Origin of the sequence: Maribacter litoralis (assembly GCF_902506355.1) — a bacterium.
In the GTDB taxonomy this organism is placed as follows: domain Bacteria; phylum Bacteroidota; class Bacteroidia; order Flavobacteriales; family Flavobacteriaceae; genus Maribacter; species Maribacter litoralis.
In genome coordinates this window covers 2,029,482-2,050,702 of the sequence record NZ_LR733271.1, presented here as the reverse complement: position 1 = coordinate 2,050,702, position 21,221 = coordinate 2,029,482, and the positions used below count along the sequence as shown (strand labels likewise).

Here is a 21,221-nt window from a genome sequence, read left to right as displayed (position 1 = left end):
TAAATCAATTCAAATATGGAAAGTTCTACAACGACTTCTAAAGTAAATGCCAACAGGCTCTTTTATGCCAGTTGCTTTGCCCTTATCACCACAGCTTTTTCATTTGCCATAGCGGCAGGTATTTTAGACCAGCTAAAAACAGAATTAGAATTAAGCGCTAGTCAGGCCGGCTTAATTACATCTATGTGGTTTTTAGGTTTCCCAATTGCCATGGTCATTGGCGGTTTGATCTATCATAAAGTAGGTGGTAAGGTAATTATGCAATTTGCTTTTTTTGCACATTCTATCGGTATTTTACTTTTAATTTTTTCTGGCAACTATATAGGACTTTTAATAGCAAATTTACTAATAGGTCTAGGTAACGGATGTACCGAAGCGGCTTGTAACCCCATGATCGCCGATGCTTATAAAGGCAACAGAATGAGTACGATGCTTAACAGATTCCACATGTGGTTTCCTGGTGGTATTGCCGTAGGTAGTTTGTTATCTGGTTTCATGACAGATTTTGGAATTACCGGACAAAGTCAAGTTTGGCTACTATTAATACCTGCTATTATTTATGCATTCTTATTTTATGGTCAAACATGGCCTAAAGCTAAAATAGAGGAAGCAGCAACCATTAGCGGAAACTTAAAAGGTATGTTTACGCCATTATTCTTATTCATTGGAGTATGTATGGCATTGACTGCTATTTCGGAATTTGGACCAAACCAATGGGTAGGTCTCATACTATCTAAAAGTGGTGCCGAGCCTACATTAATTTTAGCATTGACTGCCGGATTAATGGCGGTTGCACGTTTCTTTGGAGGTAGCATGGTAGCCAAATTCAATCAAACGGGTGTTCTTTTAGGATCTGCAATTCTTGCCACCTTAGGTATTTATCTGTTCAGTACACAAACTGGGACAATGGCATACGTTGCTGCTATAATATTCGCTTTGGGTGTTGCTTATTTCTGGCCAAACATGATTGGTTTAACAGCTACTAAAACTCCAAAAACCGGAGCGTTGGGCATGTCGATCATTGGTGCTATTGGTATGTTCTCCACATCAATATTTCAACCCATTATTGGGGGTTGGATCGATGCCGATAGAGCTGCAGCAGAAGCACAAGGGTTTACTGGTGATGAATTAGAATTAGTCTCAGGTCAAGAAACCTTAAGTACCATGGTACTTTTCCCTGCTATCTTAATTGTATTGTTCACCATTCTTTATTTCTGGTTAAAGAACAAGGAGAGTAAAGGAGAAATTGCCACGGCATAACGACTACACTTTATATTAAAAAAGCCGAGCAATCAATCAATTGCTCGGCTTTTTTATTTTTTGCTTAATTATATAATACTACTCCAACAGTAAATCCAACAACTGAATGGCAGCATGACTAATTTTGGTTCCTGGTCCAAATACAGCAGTAGCACCTGCTTCTTTTAGAAATTCATAGTCTTGTTTGGGCACGACACCACCAACAATGACCATGATATCTTCGCGACCATAACTTTTCAGTTCTTTAACTACTTCGGGTACTAAAGTTTTATGTCCCCCAGCAAGAGAAGATATTCCTAAGATGTGCACGTCGTTCTCTACTGCTTGTTTTGCTGTTTCCTTTGGCGTTTGAAAAAGCGGACCTATATCCACATCGAACCCCAGATCGGCATAGCCGGTAGCAACTACTTTTGCCCCACGATCATGACCATCTTGACCCATTTTGGCAATCATTATACGAGGTCTACGACCATCTTGCTCCGCAAACATATCGGCTAGCTCTTGCGCTCTCTTAAAACTTCCGTCCTCTTTTATCTCTCTTGAATACACGCCCGTAAATGAATTAATGATGGCTTTATGCCTGCCATAGGCTTTCTCTAATGCACTGCTTATTTCACCTAAAGTGGCTCTTTCCCTAGCAGCAGCTACTGCTAAAGCTAATAAATTTTCTTCCGATTCGCTACTCTTTAATTTGTTTGTAGCTGCAGTGGTTAGATTCTTTAGTTTTTCGATTACTACATCGGTATTTCTAGTTGCTTTAACTTCTTCTAAACGCTGTAGTTGTTGTCTACGCACCTCTTTATTATCAACTTCTAAAATTTGAAGTTCATCCTCTTCTGTCAACTGATATTTATTTACACCTACAATAACATCTTGCTCACTGTCTATACGCGCCTGTTTTCTAGCGGCAGCTTCTTCAATACGTGTTTTTGGTATACCGGTTTCAATAGCTTTGGTCATTCCGCCCAGGTTCTCCACTTCTTGCATCAACTCCCATGCTTTATGTACTAAATCATGCGTAAGTTTCTCTACATAATAACTTCCTGCCCAAGGGTCGACCGTTTTAGTTACGTTCGTTTCATGTTGCAGGTACAATTGTGTTTCCCTTGCTATACGCGCAGAGAAATCTGTAGGTAAGGCTATTGCTTCATCTAATGCATTGGTGTGCAAGCTCTGAGTGCCCCCAAAAACCGCCGCTGCTGCCTCTATTGTAGTTCTTGCTACATTATTGAACGGGTCTTGTTCCGTAAGGCTCCATCCGCTAGTTTGACAATGTGTTCTCAACATCAATGATTTCTCGTTCTTCGGATTAAATTCTTTCACCACTTTAGCCCACAACATTCTTGCCGCACGCATTTTGGCAATTTCCATAAAATGATTCATCCCTATACCCCAGAAAAAGGAAAGTCGTGGGGCAAAATCATCGATCTGTAATCCGGCTTTTAAGCCCGTTCTAATATATTCCAATCCGTCAGACAACGTATACGCCAATTCTAAATGCGCAGGTGCGCCAGCTTCGTGCATGTGATATCCTGAAATACTGATGCTATTGAATTTAGGCATGTGCTTACTCGTATACTCAAAAATATCCGCCACCAGTTGCATAGAAGGTTTTGGTGGATAGATATAGGTATTACGAACCATAAACTCCTTTAGGATATCGTTCTGTATCGTACCAGATAATTTATCCAAAGAAACCCCTTGCTCTTCTGCCGCAACTATATAAAATGCCATGATAGGAAGTACAGCTCCGTTCATGGTCATAGATACTGACATTTCGTTTAGTGGAATACCATCAAAGAGCACTTTCATATCTTCAACAGTATCAATGGCTACACCAGCTTTGCCAACATCACCGACCACACGCTCATGATCACTATCATAACCTCTATGCGTTGGCAGATCAAACGCTACGGATAACCCTTTTTGACCAGCTTTTAAATTTTTCCTATAAAACTCATTACTCTCTTTTGCTGTGGAAAAACCAGCGTATTGCCTTATAGTCCAAGGGCGTTGCACGTACATTGTTGCGTACGGTCCACGTAGAAATGGCGGCATACCCGCTGCAAAACTTAAATGCTCAACACTATTTAAATCTTCTTTGCCATATCTTTTTTTCAACGGAATACTTTCCGCAGTAGTAAACAAAGCGTCTTCGGAGTCTTTTTCAAAATTGTTTTGAACGTTATCTATACCTTCTAAAGTAGCTAACTGAATATGTTGTAAGTCTCTTCTACTCATGTGACAAACGGTTTTGCTCAAGTTCTTCTGCCAAGCGTTTTTCAATAATGGGAGTAATTAGAGTTTTTCTTGGGTTCTTTTTTATGAACGGATACAGTTCCAACTCCTGTTTCATTTTATCCTCTTCATTCTGAAATGCATTTGTACCCACCAGAACTGTCTTTTTCGCATTAAACTTCTCTTGCTGTTTACGGGCACTATCGGCAATTTTGTTTTGAATGGTATGATTCTTCAATTGCTTTAAAAAACCACCATCTTTTTCAATTGCCTTAAAAAGCAGTAAAGCTTTGTCTGCCAATTGATGCGTAATCGTTTCAATATAGTAACTACCATCGGTGGCATTTTCCACCTTATCAAAATAACTCTCCTCCTTCAGTAAAATAAGTTGATTTAAAGCGATACGACTGGCAAAATCATTCTCTTTTTTATAAATGGCATTATAATTCAAATTAAAAACCACATCAGAACCGCCCAATACGGCAGACATACACTCTGTAGTGGTTCTAAGCATATTTACATTATAGTCGTAAATAGTTTTATTACGTTTTGAAGGTTGCGAAACAATATGACACGGAATTGAAATTTTATAGGCTTCGCACAAAACATTCCAAAGGTTTCGTATAGCTTTTAACTTGGCAATTTCAAAGAAATAATTACCCCCGACCGATATTTTAAAATCGATACTTTTTAAAGTATCTAATTTTTCACTTTGCTCCAGTATATTTAAATATTCATTGGCATGAGACAACCCGAAAGCCAATTGCTGTACGATATCTGCGCCTGCATTTTCATAAAGTGATACATCTACGCTTAAAAGATTATCGATAGGCAAAGTTGATAACGCGTTAATCAGAGCAATATCTGAAGACATATTACTATACCAATTTCCCGACCTGGACAAATGACCTAAAGGGTCAATTTGCCAATGGATTGTATTTGCATTTGCAACTTTATCAAGTATATTTTCTATGTAATTTTTAGACAAAAATTGCAAATCAAAATACACATTGACCTTTTTTAAGTCAATATTGTTCAAAACTATACTTGCATCTATATTCTCTGACGGAATATTAAAATGTATGGCCTCAGCACCTTTTTGTATACTTTTGAGCGCACTTTCATTCGCCATAATGGCATTACCGGCATAAATACTTTGCCCAAAAATCCAAGAGGAATTTTTAACCGAATTCATCTTTAATTGCTCAAGATCTTCAGCATGATAAAAGGGTTTTACTATGATACCTTCGGGTGAATTCCACACCACTTCTTCATTGTAATCTTTCCCCTTTAAATTGTATTGTATTTTTTGCTTCCACTCTTTGGCAGAAATGTCCCTAAAACTATCAAATAAGGTTTCACCCTTCATAGTAAGACGTAGTTTAATTAAACACCATGTTTTATTATACGCAAATGAACATACATTCAGCGTATTCTCTCAAAGATACAATAAGTAAATCGGGTTTATAAAGCGACGGATTAATCGTGCAATTTGGCAGTATTTAAATTGCGTACTTGGGTAGTCTCTATTCTAGAAAGCTCTTTTAACTGGTTGTTTTCAAATAAATTCGGTAACTCTTCCAATGGTGTACCTACGGGTGCCTTCCAATTTATGTAATCTTGAAATCTGATACCATCTATAGTTCTTGGATTGTAAGCACTTCTAAAACGCACTCCACCATTATTAACACTGTAACTGTAGGCTAAGTAATTTATATAGTGAGATTTCTTGTTTATCCAGTACATGAAAATATCATCATGATCGGTACCGCCTCCTTCTTTATTAAAAGTAACGCGCACCACATCATAATCTTCTCCTTTGATTACAGTTTCACCTACACTTTCTTTATGTACCGCCTTATCATTTAATTTATGGGGCAACGTAGCAAAATATATAACGGAATTTAAGGCATTACTATGTATGGCAATATCCTCTTTAGAAAGATCAACCGATTCATCGTTTATCTTTCTATTAAAGGTTCCGTTAATTAAATTGTCCTCAATTCTATTCCCCAAACTGTCCCTAAAATTTACACGATAGGCATATCCATCAGAATTATTGAACATATACATTTTATCTCTAAATACAAACTCGTAATTAGCCGTATCATAAGCATTACCTCCATGGGCATTTATCGCTTTTTGAACAATAGTATCTGCACTATGTTCTTCACTTTCTAAAATAGAATTCTCCTGAGAACCAGCTTCAACTTTTTTCTGATTTTCCTTACAACCAACTAAGGTTAAAAACACTATGCCAAATGCTATTTTAAAATACTTGTTCATTTTTATCGAATATAAATTGGAGTTGAATCACTTATGCTAATTTCACACCTCTTTTAAGACTGGGTAGTCGAAAGAAGAAGCTTTTACTAACGAACCAAAGTTATTATATAATTAACCGGAGTGGAAGATTTTCAGTCATAATAAATGTTAATACCATTGACGATTAATATCTAAACAAAAGAAGCGTCCGACTTTTAGTATTTCATAAAAAAAACCGAACAAATATCAGTATTTTGATATCCATTCGGTTTTAAATGTCATTGCCATAACAAAGTAGGCAAGACAAAATATGTTTAACAACTATTGATTTTCAAGGTAAGAATGCATTATTATCAACACTCTAAAAAAAATCTTAACCTAATTTCCATTACAATCAAAATTAATTATAAACATCAGTTTTTCTTGACTTTATTGACCAAAGAAATGCCTTAAAAAATGCTAGTCATTTCTATCCGCTAATAAACCCTCGATTATTTTCTTCAATCTACCAAGACCAATTGGTTTTACGATATAGTCAGATATAGCACTAATTTTTTTAGCCCTTTCTATATCTACAGGATCAAGAGATGATGATACCATGTAAATCGTAATTTTTTTACCGACTCTAGGTTTTATTTTCACGTATTCTTCCATGAATTGAAAACCATCCATAACCGGCATATCAATATCCAAGAATATAACATCTGGGAATAAAGAGTCTTGATTTAGGTTATCTAACATAAAATCGATTGCTTCTCCCCCATCTGAAAAGACCATAATCTCCAAAGGTAATTTAGTAGATTCTAGGGTTTTTACCATGGTAAATTGGTATATGGAGTCATCATCTACGATGCAAGTCTTTAGAATATCGTTCATTATAAGCTTAATTAAAATTTATGGTAAAAGTAGTACCTACATTTACTTCACTAGTAGCGGTAATGGTACCGCCCATTGATTCAATTTGTGTTTTGGTTAGGTACAAACCTACCCCTTTGGCATCAGGATGTCTATGAAAAACCTTATTCAATCCAAAAAGTTTATGTCCGTGTTTATCAAGGTCAATACCTAAGCCATTGTCTTTAAAGGTAATGATATTCTTACCGTTTCTTATTTCGGTTTTAATTTGAATATGAGGTATTCTATCTTCAGCACGATATTTAATGGCATTCCCTATTAAATTTAAGAAAATGCTTTCCATGTAAATTTTGTTGTAGGAGATACTTGAAAGCTTAGAGAAGTCACTATTAATAACAGCTTTGGATTTTAAAATAGCTCCGCTTAACATTTGAACTGTATTCTCTAAAACCTCATTAAATTCAATTTGTTCTTTTTGCTCATTGGCATCACCCACTTTTGCTTTTAACGCCTCGATCAATGTATTAAGGGTAGAAGAAAGATGATCAATAACGCTACTGAATTTATTGAAGATATCTGTTCGTTCTTCTTCATCTTCAGCGTAAGAATAAATTTCCAACAAAGAATTAAGGTTGGCAACGGGTGCTCTAAGGTTATGCGATGTAATATGGGTAAAATCTGCCAATTGTTGGTTTTGTAAAGATAATTTTTTGGTAAAGATTTCCAATTCCTGCTTTGCTTCGATCAACTTGTTTTCGGCTTTTTTAGATTCAGTTATATCTTGGCAAGTACCGATCATTTCTATAATTTCATCTTTTTCATTAGTGAAAACTTTCCCTAAAAGGAGAATCGTTTTAACCTTGCCAGAAGTTGTAATAATACGATGTGTAAAACGCTCCCATATTTTATTTTTATTTACTTGCTCAAAATGATTGTCAACAATTCCTATATCTTCCGGATGAACAAATCTATAATAACTGTTGAAATTAAGATCAGTTATAGCCTCGTCAAGTTCTAGAATTGTATAAAAATTTTCTGACCATTGAACCTTATCGGCAACCGTATCCCATTTCCAATTAGACATCATTGAAATCTGTTCGGCAAAATTCAATAAATCATTCTTCTTTCTCAATTCTTCTTTAGCTTCTAACAGCCTATCTTCGGCTTTTTTAGATTCGGTTATATCTTGGCAAGTACCGAATAGCTCAATTACCTCTCCTATGTTGTTAGTAAAGATTTCACTCATAAGCTTAATGGTCTTTACAGTACCATCCTTTAACATAATACGATGCACCAAATTTTCAAACTTCTTAATTTTGATTGCAGTTTCTACATGTTGAGTAACCATCTCCTTATCCTCTGGGTGAACAAAACTAAAATAGGTATCATAATTAAGTTCTGATTGTTCACTATCAAAATCAAAAATGGAATAAAGGTTATTGGACCATTTTACATCATTAGTTATTACATTCCACTTCCAATTCCCCATCATGGTAATTTGCTCAGCAAAATTCAATAACTCATTCTTTTTACGCAGTTCATCTTTAACCTCCTTAATTTTAGAGATATCGGTGACGACCGCTATAAAACCGTCGTTTAACCCATCCTTATCTTGTATGGCCGTCAATGATTTAAGCCCTGGAAAAGTCGATCCATTCTTTCTTTTAAAGGTCCATTGCCTGGTATTGAAAATCTTTTCGTTTCTATAGTTAAAATCAGCATCATTAGAATCCCCCTTAAATTCAAGTTGCATATCTTTTTTAAAGACATTCAATTCTTCTTCAAAAAGGTAAATTTCAGGTTTTTTAATTCCGATCATTTCCTTTGCCGAATAACCAAGTAAATGTTCTGCACCACTATTAAAGCGATTGATCACTCCATCTTTATCCGTAGAAATCACAGCAATAGAACTTGAGCTAAAAATAGCATCCAATTCATTGTAAGCTTTATTAAGTTCTCTTTCAGACTCTTTAATTTGGGTAATATCTTGTACGATACCAAATACCCTGGTAACCAAGCCCTCTACATATTCTATCTTTCCAATTGCCTTAATAAACTTAAGGTTACCTTTTGGAGTTCTAATTTCAAACTCCTCATTCATTTCTTTACCTTTTTCAAGTAAATCGAGCATACATTTTTCTAAAAAACCTCTCTTCACTTCCTCTTCGATAAATTCTAACAAACTATCTAAACTAGGTTTAAAATCATTGGAAACATCATGAATTTCATACACCATATCACTCCAAATGATTTCATTTGTATGTGTATTAATTTCCCATGTACCAATACGGGCAACCTCACTACAATCACTTAAAATAGTTTCAAATCGCTTTTTTTCGAGTTCCTTTTCCTTTTGCTCGGTAATATCGCCGGTATGCATAAGCAAGCCCCCAATTTCACTATCTAAATTATACCATGGGCGCACATCCCAATATATCCATTGTATGGATCCATCCGCCCTTTTAAAAGGAGCCTCGTCGCAAATATTTATTGCTCCTTTTAGGCAATCTTGATGGTTTTTTTTCCAATCATCGCCAATTTCTGGAAAAACATCATAGTGACTACGACCGATTACATCTTGCTCATCTAACTTATAATCTTTTAACCAGCGTTTAGATACAGCTAAATACACCATGTTTTTGTCTAACATTGCAATTGCGGTAGGCGCTTGTTCTATAAAAATTTGGTGATGCCTTTCTTGAAGTTCTATTCTATTGGAAATTGGAGTCAACGTATTTATTTTAACAAGTATTTATGATAAAAATAGTAATAAAATACTGATAAATACTAAAATATCAATGTGATTAAAATGAATACACTCATTAATTAAAGCTTTCTCTATAAACACATTAGCAGTAAAAAATCATATTGATAGAAAGAAAGCTATTATTTCTATTTTTTTCAATAAATAGATGTGATTATTTTAAATATCACATTTTGTTATAATATACTTTTCCTTACCTTGTAAAGATCCAACCAACCACCATGACTGACCGAACAATAAATAATAGTTTATTTAAAACTTTTATTACACCAAGCATATTTGTATGCGAGGTAACACTTTTTAAAAGGACCGTAGTTAACCTTGTATTGCTTTTAACTCTCTGTACTAGTTATTCGCAACAAACAACAACTATAAGCGGTCAGTATTCTAATACACCGTTAACATCTGTACTTACAGACGTTGAAGAACAAATAGGTTATCAATTTTACTATTTAGATTCTTGGATTCAAGACATTTCTATAACTGCCAATTTTGAAAATGAAAACTTAACCACTGCATTACAATTACTTTTTGCTGAAACCTCATTGAATTTTCATGTATTAGAGACAGATAAACGAATAATTCTATTAGAGAATACCATAGTATATGACGACCTACCCAATGGCTTTTTTGGTCAAGAAGAAGTAGTTGAAGAAAATAACGGCAAACAAACAAAAGCCAACGCACCACCCCCAACATTTTATACCACCAATACTCAGGTTAAACGAAATTACGACGTTGCAAAAGTGGGCAAAAGCGACCCTAATAACTTACAAGAATCCTATAAATTAACCGGTAGAGCCATAAATTCTAAAACAGGTGAGCCTATTCCAGATTTAACTATTCGCGTTAAAGGCTCCAACCGAATTACTGTATCCGACTCGAACGGAAATTACTCTTTAACATTACCTTCGGGCTATAACGTACTAAGTATACGCGCCATGGGTATTGCATCTACAGAACGTGAAGTCATCATGTACAATAATGGTAATTTAGATTTGTTGATGGAAGAAGGGCTACAACAATTAGACGAAGTTGTAGTAGAGGCAGATGCTTATAAAAATGTAGAGGAAGTTATTACAGGTAGTGAGCAAATAGATTCTGAAGAGTCTAAGAACATTCCCCTAGTTTTAGGGGAACGAGATATTTTGTCAGTCGCCAAGGCATTGCCTGGTATTTCATCTGCGGGTGAAGGTGCAATGGGATTAAACGTTCGTGGCGGTAAAACAGACCAAAATTTAGTACTGTTAGACGATGCGGTTATATACAACCCACAGCATTTTTTCGGAATCTTTCAAGCATTGAATCCATTTACGACCAAGGGCGTAAATATCTATAAAGGTGCTATTCCTGTAGAGTTTGGCGGTCGTCTTTCATCGGTCTTCGATATCAGAACAAAAAATGGTAATGTAGAAAAATTCTCAGGCGAAGGTTCTATTGGTCCTGTTACCGGAAATTTAGCATTGGAAATTCCGCTAGAAAAAGAAAAATCATCCCTTGTCGTTGGTGGCAGAGGTGCTTATGCGGACTGGATTTTACGGTCTTTAGATGATGAATCGTTAAGCAATAGCAACGCTTCGTTTTTTGACGGCATCGTTAAATATCACAAAAAAATAAATGACAAAAATGAAGTGAAAGCGACTGCATATTATAGCAGAGATGCTTTTAGTATCACCTCAGATTCATTATACAATTATGACAATCGTCTTTTTTCTGTGCGTTGGGACCATAGAATGAGTGATAAAACCAATAGCGCACTTATTGTCGATAATAGTAATTACGGATTCGGAATTGATTTTGACGGTGAATCGAACAGTGATTTTAAGCTTGATTACAGCATTAACGAAACCGAATTAAAATATAAGCTTCGTACAGCTCTAAATGATAAAAACACTTTAGACTATGGTGGTTCAGCCAAATACTATTCCGTTAACCCCGGAAGCATAGAACCTGACGGAAACGAGTCGGACATCAGCGAATTTACTATTGATAAAGAACAAGCTGTTGAGGGCGCACTATTTATAGGGGATGAAATTACGGTTAGTGATAAACTTTCTGTCAATTTAGGGGTGAGATATGCATTTTTTGCTGCATTGGGCGAGGCTACGCAAAGAACCTATGAAGAAGGGATGCCAAAGAATGAATCTACCGTTCAAGACACCATAGCCTATTCAAGTAATGAAAATATAAAAACCTATGGCGGACCAGAAGCTAGGGTTTCCGCTAGGTATTTATTTACTCCAGATTTTTCTGTAAAAGCCAGTCTAAACAATTCGTATCAATTTTTACATACCCTTTCAAATAACACCACAGTTTCACCAATTGATACATGGAAACTTTCTGACCTGAATATTGAAGCACAAAAGGGCTACCAAGCCTCTCTTGGTTTCTATAAAAACTTTAAAGAAAACGAATATGAATTAAGCATTGAAGGGTATTACAAGAAGATGGAAAACGTGCTTGATTTTAAAACCGGTGCCAACCTCTTCTTAAACGAAAATGTAGAAACACAGATATTACAGGGTGACGGAAAGGCATACGGAGTAGAATTTTTATTAAAAAAGAAAAGTGGTGATTTAAACGGATGGTTGAGTTACACCTACTCTAGATCGTTATATCGTTTTGACAGCGAGTTTAGTGAGGAGCGAATTAACAACGGTGAATTTTTTCCCTCTAATTTTGATAAGCCCCATGATGTAAGTGTTATTACCAACTATCGTTTTACAAAGCGATATAGCATATCTGCAAATTTTGTGTACCAAACTGGTAGACCTATTACCTACCCCGTAGGCACATTTAGATTCAATAACGCAGATTTTGTTGCTTTTAGCGATAGAAACAAGTTTAGAATACCCGACTTCTATCGTTTAGATCTGGGATTAAACATTGAAGGAAACCATAAGAAAAATAAATTGGCACATAGTTTTGTGACTATATCCGTTTATAATGTTTTAGGAAGAAATAATCCGTATTCGGTATTTTTCGTAACAGATAATGGTGAAGTTAAGGCGCTACAAAGTTCCATTTTCTCCATTCCAGTTCCTTCCATTACCTATAATTTCAAGTTTTAAAGAATAGAAAATTACTATAAATGAAAAAATTAATTCTATTTATAATTTGCATTTCCACTTTAGCATCATGCATTGAAGAGGTTGATTTGGGTATAGCCGCAGATGATGAAGTCTTAAAAATATTAATTGTAGAAGCCACCCTAACCAACGAACTAAAAAAACATACGGTAGCATTAAGCAGAATGGACACTTTAGTAGATTTAGGAATAGACTCCGTTTACAATCCGTACACACCAATACGAGATATTAATAGAGATTTGGTACGCTACGAAACTAATGCTACGGTTTCAATTGAAAACAGTAATGGCACCACCTATTCTTTTAATGAGGCAAGTCCGGGTATTTATGAATCTGATATTGAATTTGCTGCTGAAATGGGCAATGTATATCAATTGAATATTATTACATCAGGTGGAAAAAGATACACCTCTACCAATATGCAAATTGAAGGTTTAGCAGCTATCTCTAATCTTTACGCAGAAAAAACGACAAGTGAATCTGGAGCACAAGGTATTGGCATATTCGTAGATAATACGATAGAGTCAGGTACCGTTCAAAACTTACGCTATACTTATGATGAAACGTATAAAATTATTGCTCCGAATTGGTCTCCAGAAGCTTTTAAGCTTACCAATTACGATCCATGCGCCTTACCAGAAGTAACTTATGACCTTGAAATTGTAGAACGAGAAGAAGAACAACAGGTTTGCTATGGCAATAACCTTTCTAATTCTATCATTCAAGCTCAACAAGGTAACTTAGATGATAATATTACAAAGTTTATGGTACGTTTTATTGACCAAGAAAACTTTATTATAAGCCATAGATATAGTATTGAAGTAGAACAATTAGTTTCAAGTGCAGCATCTTTTAGTTTCTACGATCAATTGAATAACTTCAGCCAAACCGGTAGTATTTTTTCTCAAATACAACCCGGATTTTTAGAAGGTAACCTTTCTGCAGACGATGGCTCTCAGGGTACTGTAATCGGTTTTTTTGATGTAGTATCCGTTTCTAAAGATCGGCTCTTTTTCAATTACATCGATTTTTATCCGAATGAAGAATTACCCCCATACCCTTTTAATTGCAGTGAATTGACAGCACCAGAATCTCATGTTTCTTTTTGTTTTAGTGGAATGAGAGGTCCTAACCCATGTCCACAATCAGTAATTCAACAAGTAGATCTTGATTTAATAAGTTATGTGAAGCCAAATGTTAATGAGGAAGATTGTGGCGGACCACACATATTTGTACCAAGAGTATGCGGAGATTGTACAGCTTTAGGTAGTAATATTGAACCAGATTTTTGGGTAGATTAAATAACACTTATGAAGACAACACAAATACTTACCGCAATAATCATTTTAATCGCCAATCTCGGTAGCGCCCAATATGTAATCAAAGATGGTAGCGACCTTTTGAGTCTAAAAAAAGTACCTCAAGAAAAAGCATATGTGGATCATAGCGGTCCATTATCGTTCTCTGGAGAATACCTGTATTACACTATACATTGTTTTAACGCTCAAACTAATAAGCCTACCAACATAAGTACCATTGGTTATGTAGCACTGGTAAACGAAGCTAAAGAGTTCGTTTTTGAACATAAGATAAAGTTGAATAAAGGACATGGATATGGTGACTTTTTTATCACGACCGATATACCGTCGGGCAGATATAAACTTTTAGGCTATACGCAATGGATGAAAAATTCAGGTCTACCTCAGGTTTTTAAAGACGATATAATCATTATCAACCCATATATGGCTGATCAAACCTTACTATTGAACAAAACCACAGCTAACATTGATAAAAACAATCTAGACAAAAAATCAGTTTCAGACGCATCGATCATTTCTTTAAAAACTTCAAAAGCTTCATATCTCCCAAGAGAAAAAGTGAACTTATCCATTAAAAATTACAAAGGAGCTTTAGGTCATGGTTCATATACCCTCAAGGTGAAAAGAAAAGAAGAAATTGATGTTCCGCCCGCGTTAAACTCCATTACTTATGGCAATGCCTACTTCAATGCCGACAAGGAAATCAAACAAACTATTGGCGATAGCATTTTTTTGCCAGAACAACGAGGAGAGCTAGTTTACGGCACCGTAAAAAATACTAAGACAGGATTACCTGCTGAGAACCTTCCCGTTGTTATTTCTATTCCTGGGAAAGAATCATTATTGAAGTTTTCAAAAACCGACCAAAATGGAAATTTCTATTCTTACATACGCAAAGACCGTAAAAACCCAATGGCGGTAATACAGGTTGAAGACCAAAGCGAAACGTATACTATAGAAAAAGGAACACCTAAGCATATTGATATAACCGATCTATCATTCGCAAATTTCAGATTATCAAAACAGCAGGCGGAATATATAAAGAGCAGAAGCGTACTAAACCAAATAGAAAATCAGTTCTTTGGTGCCAAACCAGATTCTATTTTACAAAGTAATCCCATAGATATTTTTAACGGTGGCATACCAGAAGTTATCATTCTTGATGAATACACGCGTTTTCCTACCCTTGAAGAAACTTTGGTAGAAGTAGTAAAATTCGCAGGCTTTAGAAAAGTGAATACCAGTGACGCCTATATAAGAATTGGTCAAGATTTTAAATCTTATGATGAAGATTACAACGATTTTCCTGCCATTGTCTTAATAGACGGGGTATTCATACCTCATCACGAAAAAATCAGAACCTTTGATGCCCGAAACATTGAAAAAATAAGCTTGACAAGAGATCAATTTCGTTTGGGTCAAAAAGAGTATCAAGGTATTATTTCTATTGAAACTTTCGATGCAAATTTTCTAGACACCTATACTGCTAAAAATAGCCTAGTTGTACCGTTTACCCAACCCGTAGCCAAAAAGAACTATTTTGTACAATCTTATCCACCGGAGGATGTTTCTTATGATAGAATTCCGGATTACAGAAGAATGTTATTATGGAAACCAACCTTTAACATCACCGATAGCGATTACAATTTTGAATTCTATACTTCTGACCTTGAAGGCACCTATGAGATCATGCTGAACGGATTTACAACTTATGGTAAGCCTTTAACGATTATCAAGGAAATTGAAGTAAGTAAAAATAGCATGTAGTACTATTCAATTAAAATAAACTCTGAACGTCTGTTTAACTAATGATCTTTATCTAAACAGATTAAACCAGTATCGAAACTAATTAAAACTATTCACCACCCTATTCATCTGAATACAAATCTTTGATGTGAAAAAATGCATAAATATGCTTAGCCGTTAAGTGATTAAATCAATCCGATTCCTTTTTGCAATAAAGCATTGTATTTTTCCTCGTCGAACATATATAAATAAGGGGCTTTGTTTGAAGCTCCGGTCATTTTTTTCTCTAAACGGATTAAAATATCAAGTTTTAAAAACTTTCTCTGAAAATTACTTCGTACAAGTTTAATACCAAGAATTGCTTCATATAATTTTTGAACATCGCTAATGGTAAATGTTTCTGGTAATAAAGATTTACTGATTGGTAAGTAATTTAACTGTATTCTTATTTGTTCTAAACATTTTTGAACTATAAACGAATGGTCAAATAGAAGTTCTGGAATATTCGCAACATTGACCCAATCGCACGAAGCACTAGCAATATCCGGACTGAGTGCTGCTTTATTTATATCAACAAAAGCAAAATAACCAGTGGTCATAAATCTTTTTTCCAACCATATGGCCAACTCGGGGTTAACTTCGGAAATTTGTTCGAACAACGGCTCTCCTTTTTCATTTTTAATATCCCATAATGATGGTCTTTTTTCTGCCCCAAACGTATAAAATTGTTCCAAAAATATATCTTTTAATCCCGTACGATCATACAAAACACGCTGAGCAGCCATATCTATATGCTCGTTAATCTTAATAAATCCACCCGGTAAAGCGTAAAACTCCCCAAATTTCATTTTCATAAGTAGAATTTTCAATTCTTGATCTTGGTATCCAAAAATCACACAATCCACCGAATGACCCGGTTGATAATCATTAATGTCAAAAACATTTATACTTAAATAATTTTGCACTATATAACTAGTAACATCATCTATTACAGGTTTCATAATATTTTCTTTATAAGTCTTCATCATTACTCATGTCGTAAAGATAATCACCACTTTAGCTCATTACTTCTATTTGCTAAGATTTGATTTTCACCAATCAATTAAATCATCAATTCTTTGAGATTACCAAGTATAGCTAATTAATTACACACATTTACATTTACTCTCAAAACTACATATTCATTAATTATTAACGATTAAAAAAGAGATAAACGTAATTTTTTATGTTCTTTTTTGGCAATATAGAAATAATTATATACTATTGTATTAAATTGATACAATATAAATTGTATTTTAACATAACGCTATTATGAAAACCAACAATCAACCTAACTCAACAAGTAAGTCCTTTCTTCAGTTAAGAATTGGCACCTCAACGATGTTCTTATTGCTATCGTTACTGTATGTTTTCAACTCTTGGGCTTCTACAAACCATAGTTTTGATGACGTACTACAAGAATCTACAATTACCGGTACTATCAAAGATGAAAGAGGTGAACCGCTGCCTGGGGCAACAGTACAGGTTGTAAATACTACCATTGGTTCTGTTTCTGATTTTGACGGTAACTACACAATTACAATACCTAATGCTGCTACTAAATTATTATTCTCCTACTCTGGCTTTGCACAACAAGAGGTGTTAATAGAAGGCAAAACAACCATCGACATCACCTTAATTGAAAGTGCATTATCACTTGAAGAAGTAGTACTAACAGGTACTACAAATCCTCGTAAAAAGATTGAATCAAGTGTGGCTATTTCTACACTAAGCGTTAAGGAAATGGAAAGCCGTGTTATTCGTAACAGTGCAGATCTATTAAAATCTGTACCAGGTTTATGGGTAGAAAGTACTGGTGGTGACGGACCTGGTAATGTAAGAGTAAGAGGGTTTCCTGATGGCGGCTATGCTTTTATGGGTATTATGGAAGATGGTTTACCTGTTTTTCAAGCAGGTACAAATTCAATTCCTTCTCCCGATCAATTTTTTAAAGTAGATGCAACCATAAAACAGTCGGAAGCTATTAGAGGTGGTACCGCTCCAATAATTATGCAAGGTGCCGCTGGCGCTTTAGTAAACAATATAACTAAAACAGGCGGTAATGAATTTGAAGGATTAGTCAAAATATCTACAAGTCCTAATCAAGATATGTATCGATTAGACCTTAATTTAGGCGGACCAATATCAGAAGGGTTGCATTACAACATCGGTGGGTTTTTAAGAACCGATGACGGTGTTTATGACTATGGTTATGCTGCAAACAAAGGTGGGCAGATCAAAGCAAATGTTGTAAAATATTTAGATAAAGGCTCTATTAGAGTTTATACAAAATTCATTCATGAAAACGTAAATTGGAACCTAACTTCACCATACATTTTTAACAAAAATGGTGATTTAGGTGATGTACCTGGTTTTGATAATAAAAAAGACGGTGCAGGTTTAAACGGTGCAGATACCCAATACAGTTATACTTTGCCGAGTGGAGAAGTTGTTGAAAGAGATGTTCAAGATGGTTTTTATACCAATTTAATTTCGGGCGGATTTGAATTCAAACATGAATTGGGAAATAACTGGTTCTTTAAAAACAACTTTAGAATAGATGACATTACACACAATAACGATACTGATATTTTAACTGATATAACAACCTTAGACACAAATAATTCTTATTTCTATACTGATGGAACCCAAGTTGCAGATGTAGCCAACTTAAATGGTAATGGTTTAGGTATGGGCGCTGTTATTATAGCATCAGACAATAAGTATAAAAACCTTATCAATAGACTAGAAATATCTAAAAGAGGCGATAAAAACGGACTAACTATTGGTCTTGAATATTTTAAGTATCAGTTAGAGAGTTCTAGTTCTCAAGCATTGGTTACCAAAGAACTTACACACGCCCCAAGATTATTGATTGCAAATGACCCTAATGCATCGGCATTCTTACCTGTAGCATTATTAGCTCCAGGCGGTATTACACAAGCAGATGGTACAGAAAATACATTTTCCATTTACATAACAGATGAATTGGAAGTATCCGATAAACTGCGAATAGATACCGGTTTTCGTTACGACCACAAATCGTTAAAAGGAAACAACTTCGGTAAAGAAGGATCTTCAATATTTGCCGGCGGTGCTGGCTATACTATTGGTGACCCTGTGGCTTTTGACGAAAGTCAGGGTAACTGGGTAGCATCCATAGGTCTTAATTATAAATTCAACGAAGGTTTTGCTCTATTTGCAAGAGGTAGTAGAGGTTATAACGGCCTTAAGTTAGGTGATTTTACAGCTGATGCTGCCGATCCTACTGCGTTATCTGAATTAGATACTAGGGTAATTAGACAAGGTGAAGTTGGTTTTAAGTACAGCTCACCTAGCTTTGGTTTATTTTCATCATTGATTTATGCAGATGTAAACAATTTAGCAAAAAGCATCGCCATACCTGGACCAAGTGGTCTTGTGTCTCAACAAATATTTATTTCTTCAAGAACTATATCGGCAGAAATAGAAGCTTCCTATAAAATAGACAAGAACTTCAATTTAAGATTAATTACCACAATACAAGATCCTGAGTATACAGATCTAACATTTACTGCAAATGAAGGTACGTTCGTTGAAGGGCAAACATTCGATTGGGCAGGAAACACAGCAGAGAGGGTTCCTAAACTTACCGCTGATATGACCATAAATTACTCGGCAAAAAAATTAAATGCTTTTACCGGACTAAGGTATTATTCCAAAAGATGGTCTACACCTGCCAACAATGTAGAACTTAAAGGCTTTTCTGAAGTATATGTAGGTGCCGGATATAACTTTTCAAAATCCTTGAATCTCAATTTCAATGTAGCCAATTTATTCAACTCCATACAACTAACAGAAGGTAATACTAGAGGAGATCAGTTTGTTGACATTGATACAATTGACGGTACACCAAGATTGGGAAGAAGAAACCTGCCACGAACATTCTTTATAAATATGACCTATAAATTTTAATTCATTGTGTTTAGTTTAATAATTGTGTGGGCGAAAGTCATTCTTTAAATAGAATGGCTTAGCTCATATAATCATTTATTAAAACCACATCATTTTACCTCTCTAGAACCTTTAAACTAAGAACATGAAAAAGTTTTTTAAAATACTCTACCGCATATGGAAATCTTTGGTTTCCATTTTGGGTTATTTAGTTGCCCTACTAATTATTGCAGTACTTTGTATCGTATTTATTTGGTATCCAATTAAGGTAAGCAGCTATGAGCCAGAAAACCCAACACATTTAAATCATAAAACTTCTTATTTAGAAGATATTTCTTCGCAACATATTTCAGATTCGTTGAAACCAAATGTTGTAATAATCATGTTCGACGATTTAGGGCATGGTGACCTCAGTTCATATGGCAACAAGCTTATACAAACTCCGAATATTGATAGTGTTGCCCGTAAAGGGGTAAAATTCACTAATTTTTACTCCAGTTCGCCAGTATGTACCCCATCTCGCGCAGGTATGTTAACAGGCAGACTCCCCATACGAACATTAGCAGGTAATGTATACTTTCAAACAGGATCTACTTTCGCAAACGTACAGAAAATGATGGGCAATAAAAACGAATTGCCACAAGACGAAATTCTTTTACCTGAGGTGTTTAAAGCTGCGGGATATACCACTGGCATGATGGGTAAATGGCACTTAGGAGATACCAATGGTCACTTACCCAACGATTTTGGTTTTGACCATTTCTATGGTGTTCACTATAGTAATGATATGTTGCCTTTACACGTGTATAGAAACGAGGACATTGAAATTGAGGACAAAACAGAAATGGTAGATGGCAGTAAACTACATACAGACCATCAAGACGATATAAAAACCCCTGGGCTTGACCAATCAAAATTGACCCACTTATATACTGAAAATGCAACAAAATTTATTACGGATAATAAAGACAATCCGTTCTTATTATATTTTGCCCATTCTTTTCCGCATGTACCACATTATGCTTCAAAAGACCATGCAGGTGAATCAGATGGGGGTCTGTACGGCGATATCGTAGAAGACCTTGACAGAAGTGTAAAAGTTGTGATGGATGCCTTACAAAAAAACGGATTAGAAGAAAATACAATAGTCATTATTACCAGTGATAATGGTGCCGACTTAAATGGCAGCGCCGGCAATTTAAAAGGTAAAAAACAAACCACTTTTGAAGGTGGTCAACGAGTACCTCTTATCGTTCAATGGAAAAACCACTTACCAGCAGGCTTAGAGACCGATCAAATGGCAATGAATACAGACTTTTTTCCTACACTATTAAATGTTCTGAATATACCAGTACCAAAAGACCGTATGATAGACGGTAAAAACATTTGGCCAATATTACAAGGAAAAAAATCTCCACACGATTATTTGTACTATACCAAAAACTCAAACGGAGAGATCAAAGGTATTCGTAATGATAGATATAAATATCATGTAGCTGCCTACCAAGCAATGCCTTTATTTGGCACTATCGGTTTCGTAAAGAACCAAAAACCACAGCTGAATGATTTATTACTTGATGGTGAAACACACAATCTTATTGAAAAATACCCAGACATTTCAAAAGATTTGGAGCTTCAAATGAATAAAAAAATAGAAGAACTAGACTTGAAAAATAACAAGCGTGGTTGGTTAAACTAACTAAAAATCCATCG

General features: G+C 35.3%; 12 protein-coding genes. 6 read left to right on the top strand and 6 right to left on the bottom strand.

The annotated features are described in order from the left end of the window. Window positions 1–15: 15 nt before the first annotated feature. Window positions 16–1,260: an MFS transporter gene (locus EXIGUO8A_RS08590; protein ID WP_159302799.1), complete on the top strand. Its 1,245-nt coding sequence runs from the start codon at window positions 16–18 to the stop codon at window positions 1,258–1,260. A gap of 78 nt (window positions 1,261–1,338) precedes the next feature. On the opposite strand, the gene scpA is transcribed toward EXIGUO8A_RS08590, so the two are convergent. The 5 genes from scpA to EXIGUO8A_RS08565 all read right to left on the bottom strand — a co-directional run bounded on the left by scpA (window position 1,339) and on the right by EXIGUO8A_RS08565 (window position 9,349). Then, on the bottom strand, window positions 1,339–3,501 hold the full coding sequence (gene scpA, locus EXIGUO8A_RS08585; RefSeq protein ID WP_159302798.1) for a methylmalonyl-CoA mutase: 2,163 nt from the start codon (window positions 3,499–3,501) through the stop codon (window positions 1,339–1,341). Further along, window positions 3,494–4,867 (bottom strand): methylmalonyl-CoA mutase subunit beta, encoded by a 1,374-nt coding sequence (locus EXIGUO8A_RS08580; RefSeq protein ID WP_159302797.1) that lies wholly within the window; start codon window positions 4,865–4,867, stop codon window positions 3,494–3,496. Before EXIGUO8A_RS08580 ends, scpA begins: the two co-directional genes overlap by 8 nt. 110 nt (window positions 4,868–4,977) lie before the next feature. Continuing rightward, window positions 4,978–5,784: a DUF6503 family protein gene (locus EXIGUO8A_RS08575; RefSeq protein ID WP_159302796.1), complete on the bottom strand. Its 807-nt coding sequence runs from the start codon at window positions 5,782–5,784 to the stop codon at window positions 4,978–4,980. 438 nt (window positions 5,785–6,222) lie between these two features. Continuing rightward, window positions 6,223–6,639: a response regulator gene (locus EXIGUO8A_RS08570; RefSeq protein WP_159302795.1), complete on the bottom strand. Its 417-nt coding sequence runs from the start codon at window positions 6,637–6,639 to the stop codon at window positions 6,223–6,225. Window positions 6,640–6,646: 7 nt separating this feature from the next. Continuing rightward, window positions 6,647–9,349, bottom strand: coding sequence for a PAS domain-containing sensor histidine kinase (locus tag EXIGUO8A_RS08565; protein ID WP_159302794.1), 2,703 nt, complete (start codon window positions 9,347–9,349; stop codon window positions 6,647–6,649). 254 nt (window positions 9,350–9,603) lie between these two features. Between EXIGUO8A_RS08565 and EXIGUO8A_RS08560 the strand changes: the two genes are divergently transcribed. Genes EXIGUO8A_RS08560 through EXIGUO8A_RS08550 form a run of 3 tightly spaced genes read left to right on the top strand, consistent with a single transcriptional unit; the run spans window position 9,604 to window position 15,557 of the window. Then, entirely contained in the window at window positions 9,604–12,453 is a 2,850-nt protein-coding gene (locus EXIGUO8A_RS08560; RefSeq protein WP_159302793.1) for a TonB-dependent receptor, read from the top strand. A gap of 20 nt (window positions 12,454–12,473) precedes the next feature. Continuing rightward, window positions 12,474–13,772 (top strand): DUF4249 domain-containing protein, encoded by a 1,299-nt coding sequence (locus EXIGUO8A_RS08555; protein ID WP_159302792.1) that lies wholly within the window; start codon window positions 12,474–12,476, stop codon window positions 13,770–13,772. A gap of 9 nt (window positions 13,773–13,781) precedes the next feature. Continuing rightward, window positions 13,782–15,557, top strand: coding sequence for a hypothetical protein (locus EXIGUO8A_RS08550; RefSeq protein ID WP_159302791.1), 1,776 nt, complete (start codon window positions 13,782–13,784; stop codon window positions 15,555–15,557). Window positions 15,558–15,721: 164 nt separating this feature from the next. Here the strand turns inward: EXIGUO8A_RS08550 and EXIGUO8A_RS08545 are convergent, their stop codons facing one another. Continuing rightward, the gene (locus EXIGUO8A_RS08545; protein ID WP_201304108.1) at window positions 15,722–16,561 is read right to left on the bottom strand and encodes an NUDIX hydrolase; all 840 of its coding nucleotides are present in this window, start codon (window positions 16,559–16,561) and stop codon (window positions 15,722–15,724) included. Between the two features lie 286 nt (window positions 16,562–16,847). Here EXIGUO8A_RS08545 and EXIGUO8A_RS08540 point away from each other — a divergent pair, with 286 nt between their 5' ends. Both EXIGUO8A_RS08540 and EXIGUO8A_RS08535 read left to right on the top strand, forming a co-directional pair. After that, entirely contained in the window at window positions 16,848–19,529 is a 2,682-nt protein-coding gene (locus EXIGUO8A_RS08540; RefSeq protein ID WP_159302790.1) for a TonB-dependent receptor, read from the top strand. A gap of 124 nt (window positions 19,530–19,653) precedes the next feature. Further along, the gene (locus EXIGUO8A_RS08535; protein WP_159302789.1) at window positions 19,654–21,207 is read left to right on the top strand and encodes a sulfatase family protein; all 1,554 of its coding nucleotides are present in this window, start codon (window positions 19,654–19,656) and stop codon (window positions 21,205–21,207) included. The last annotated feature ends 14 nt before the right edge of the window (window positions 21,208–21,221 follow it).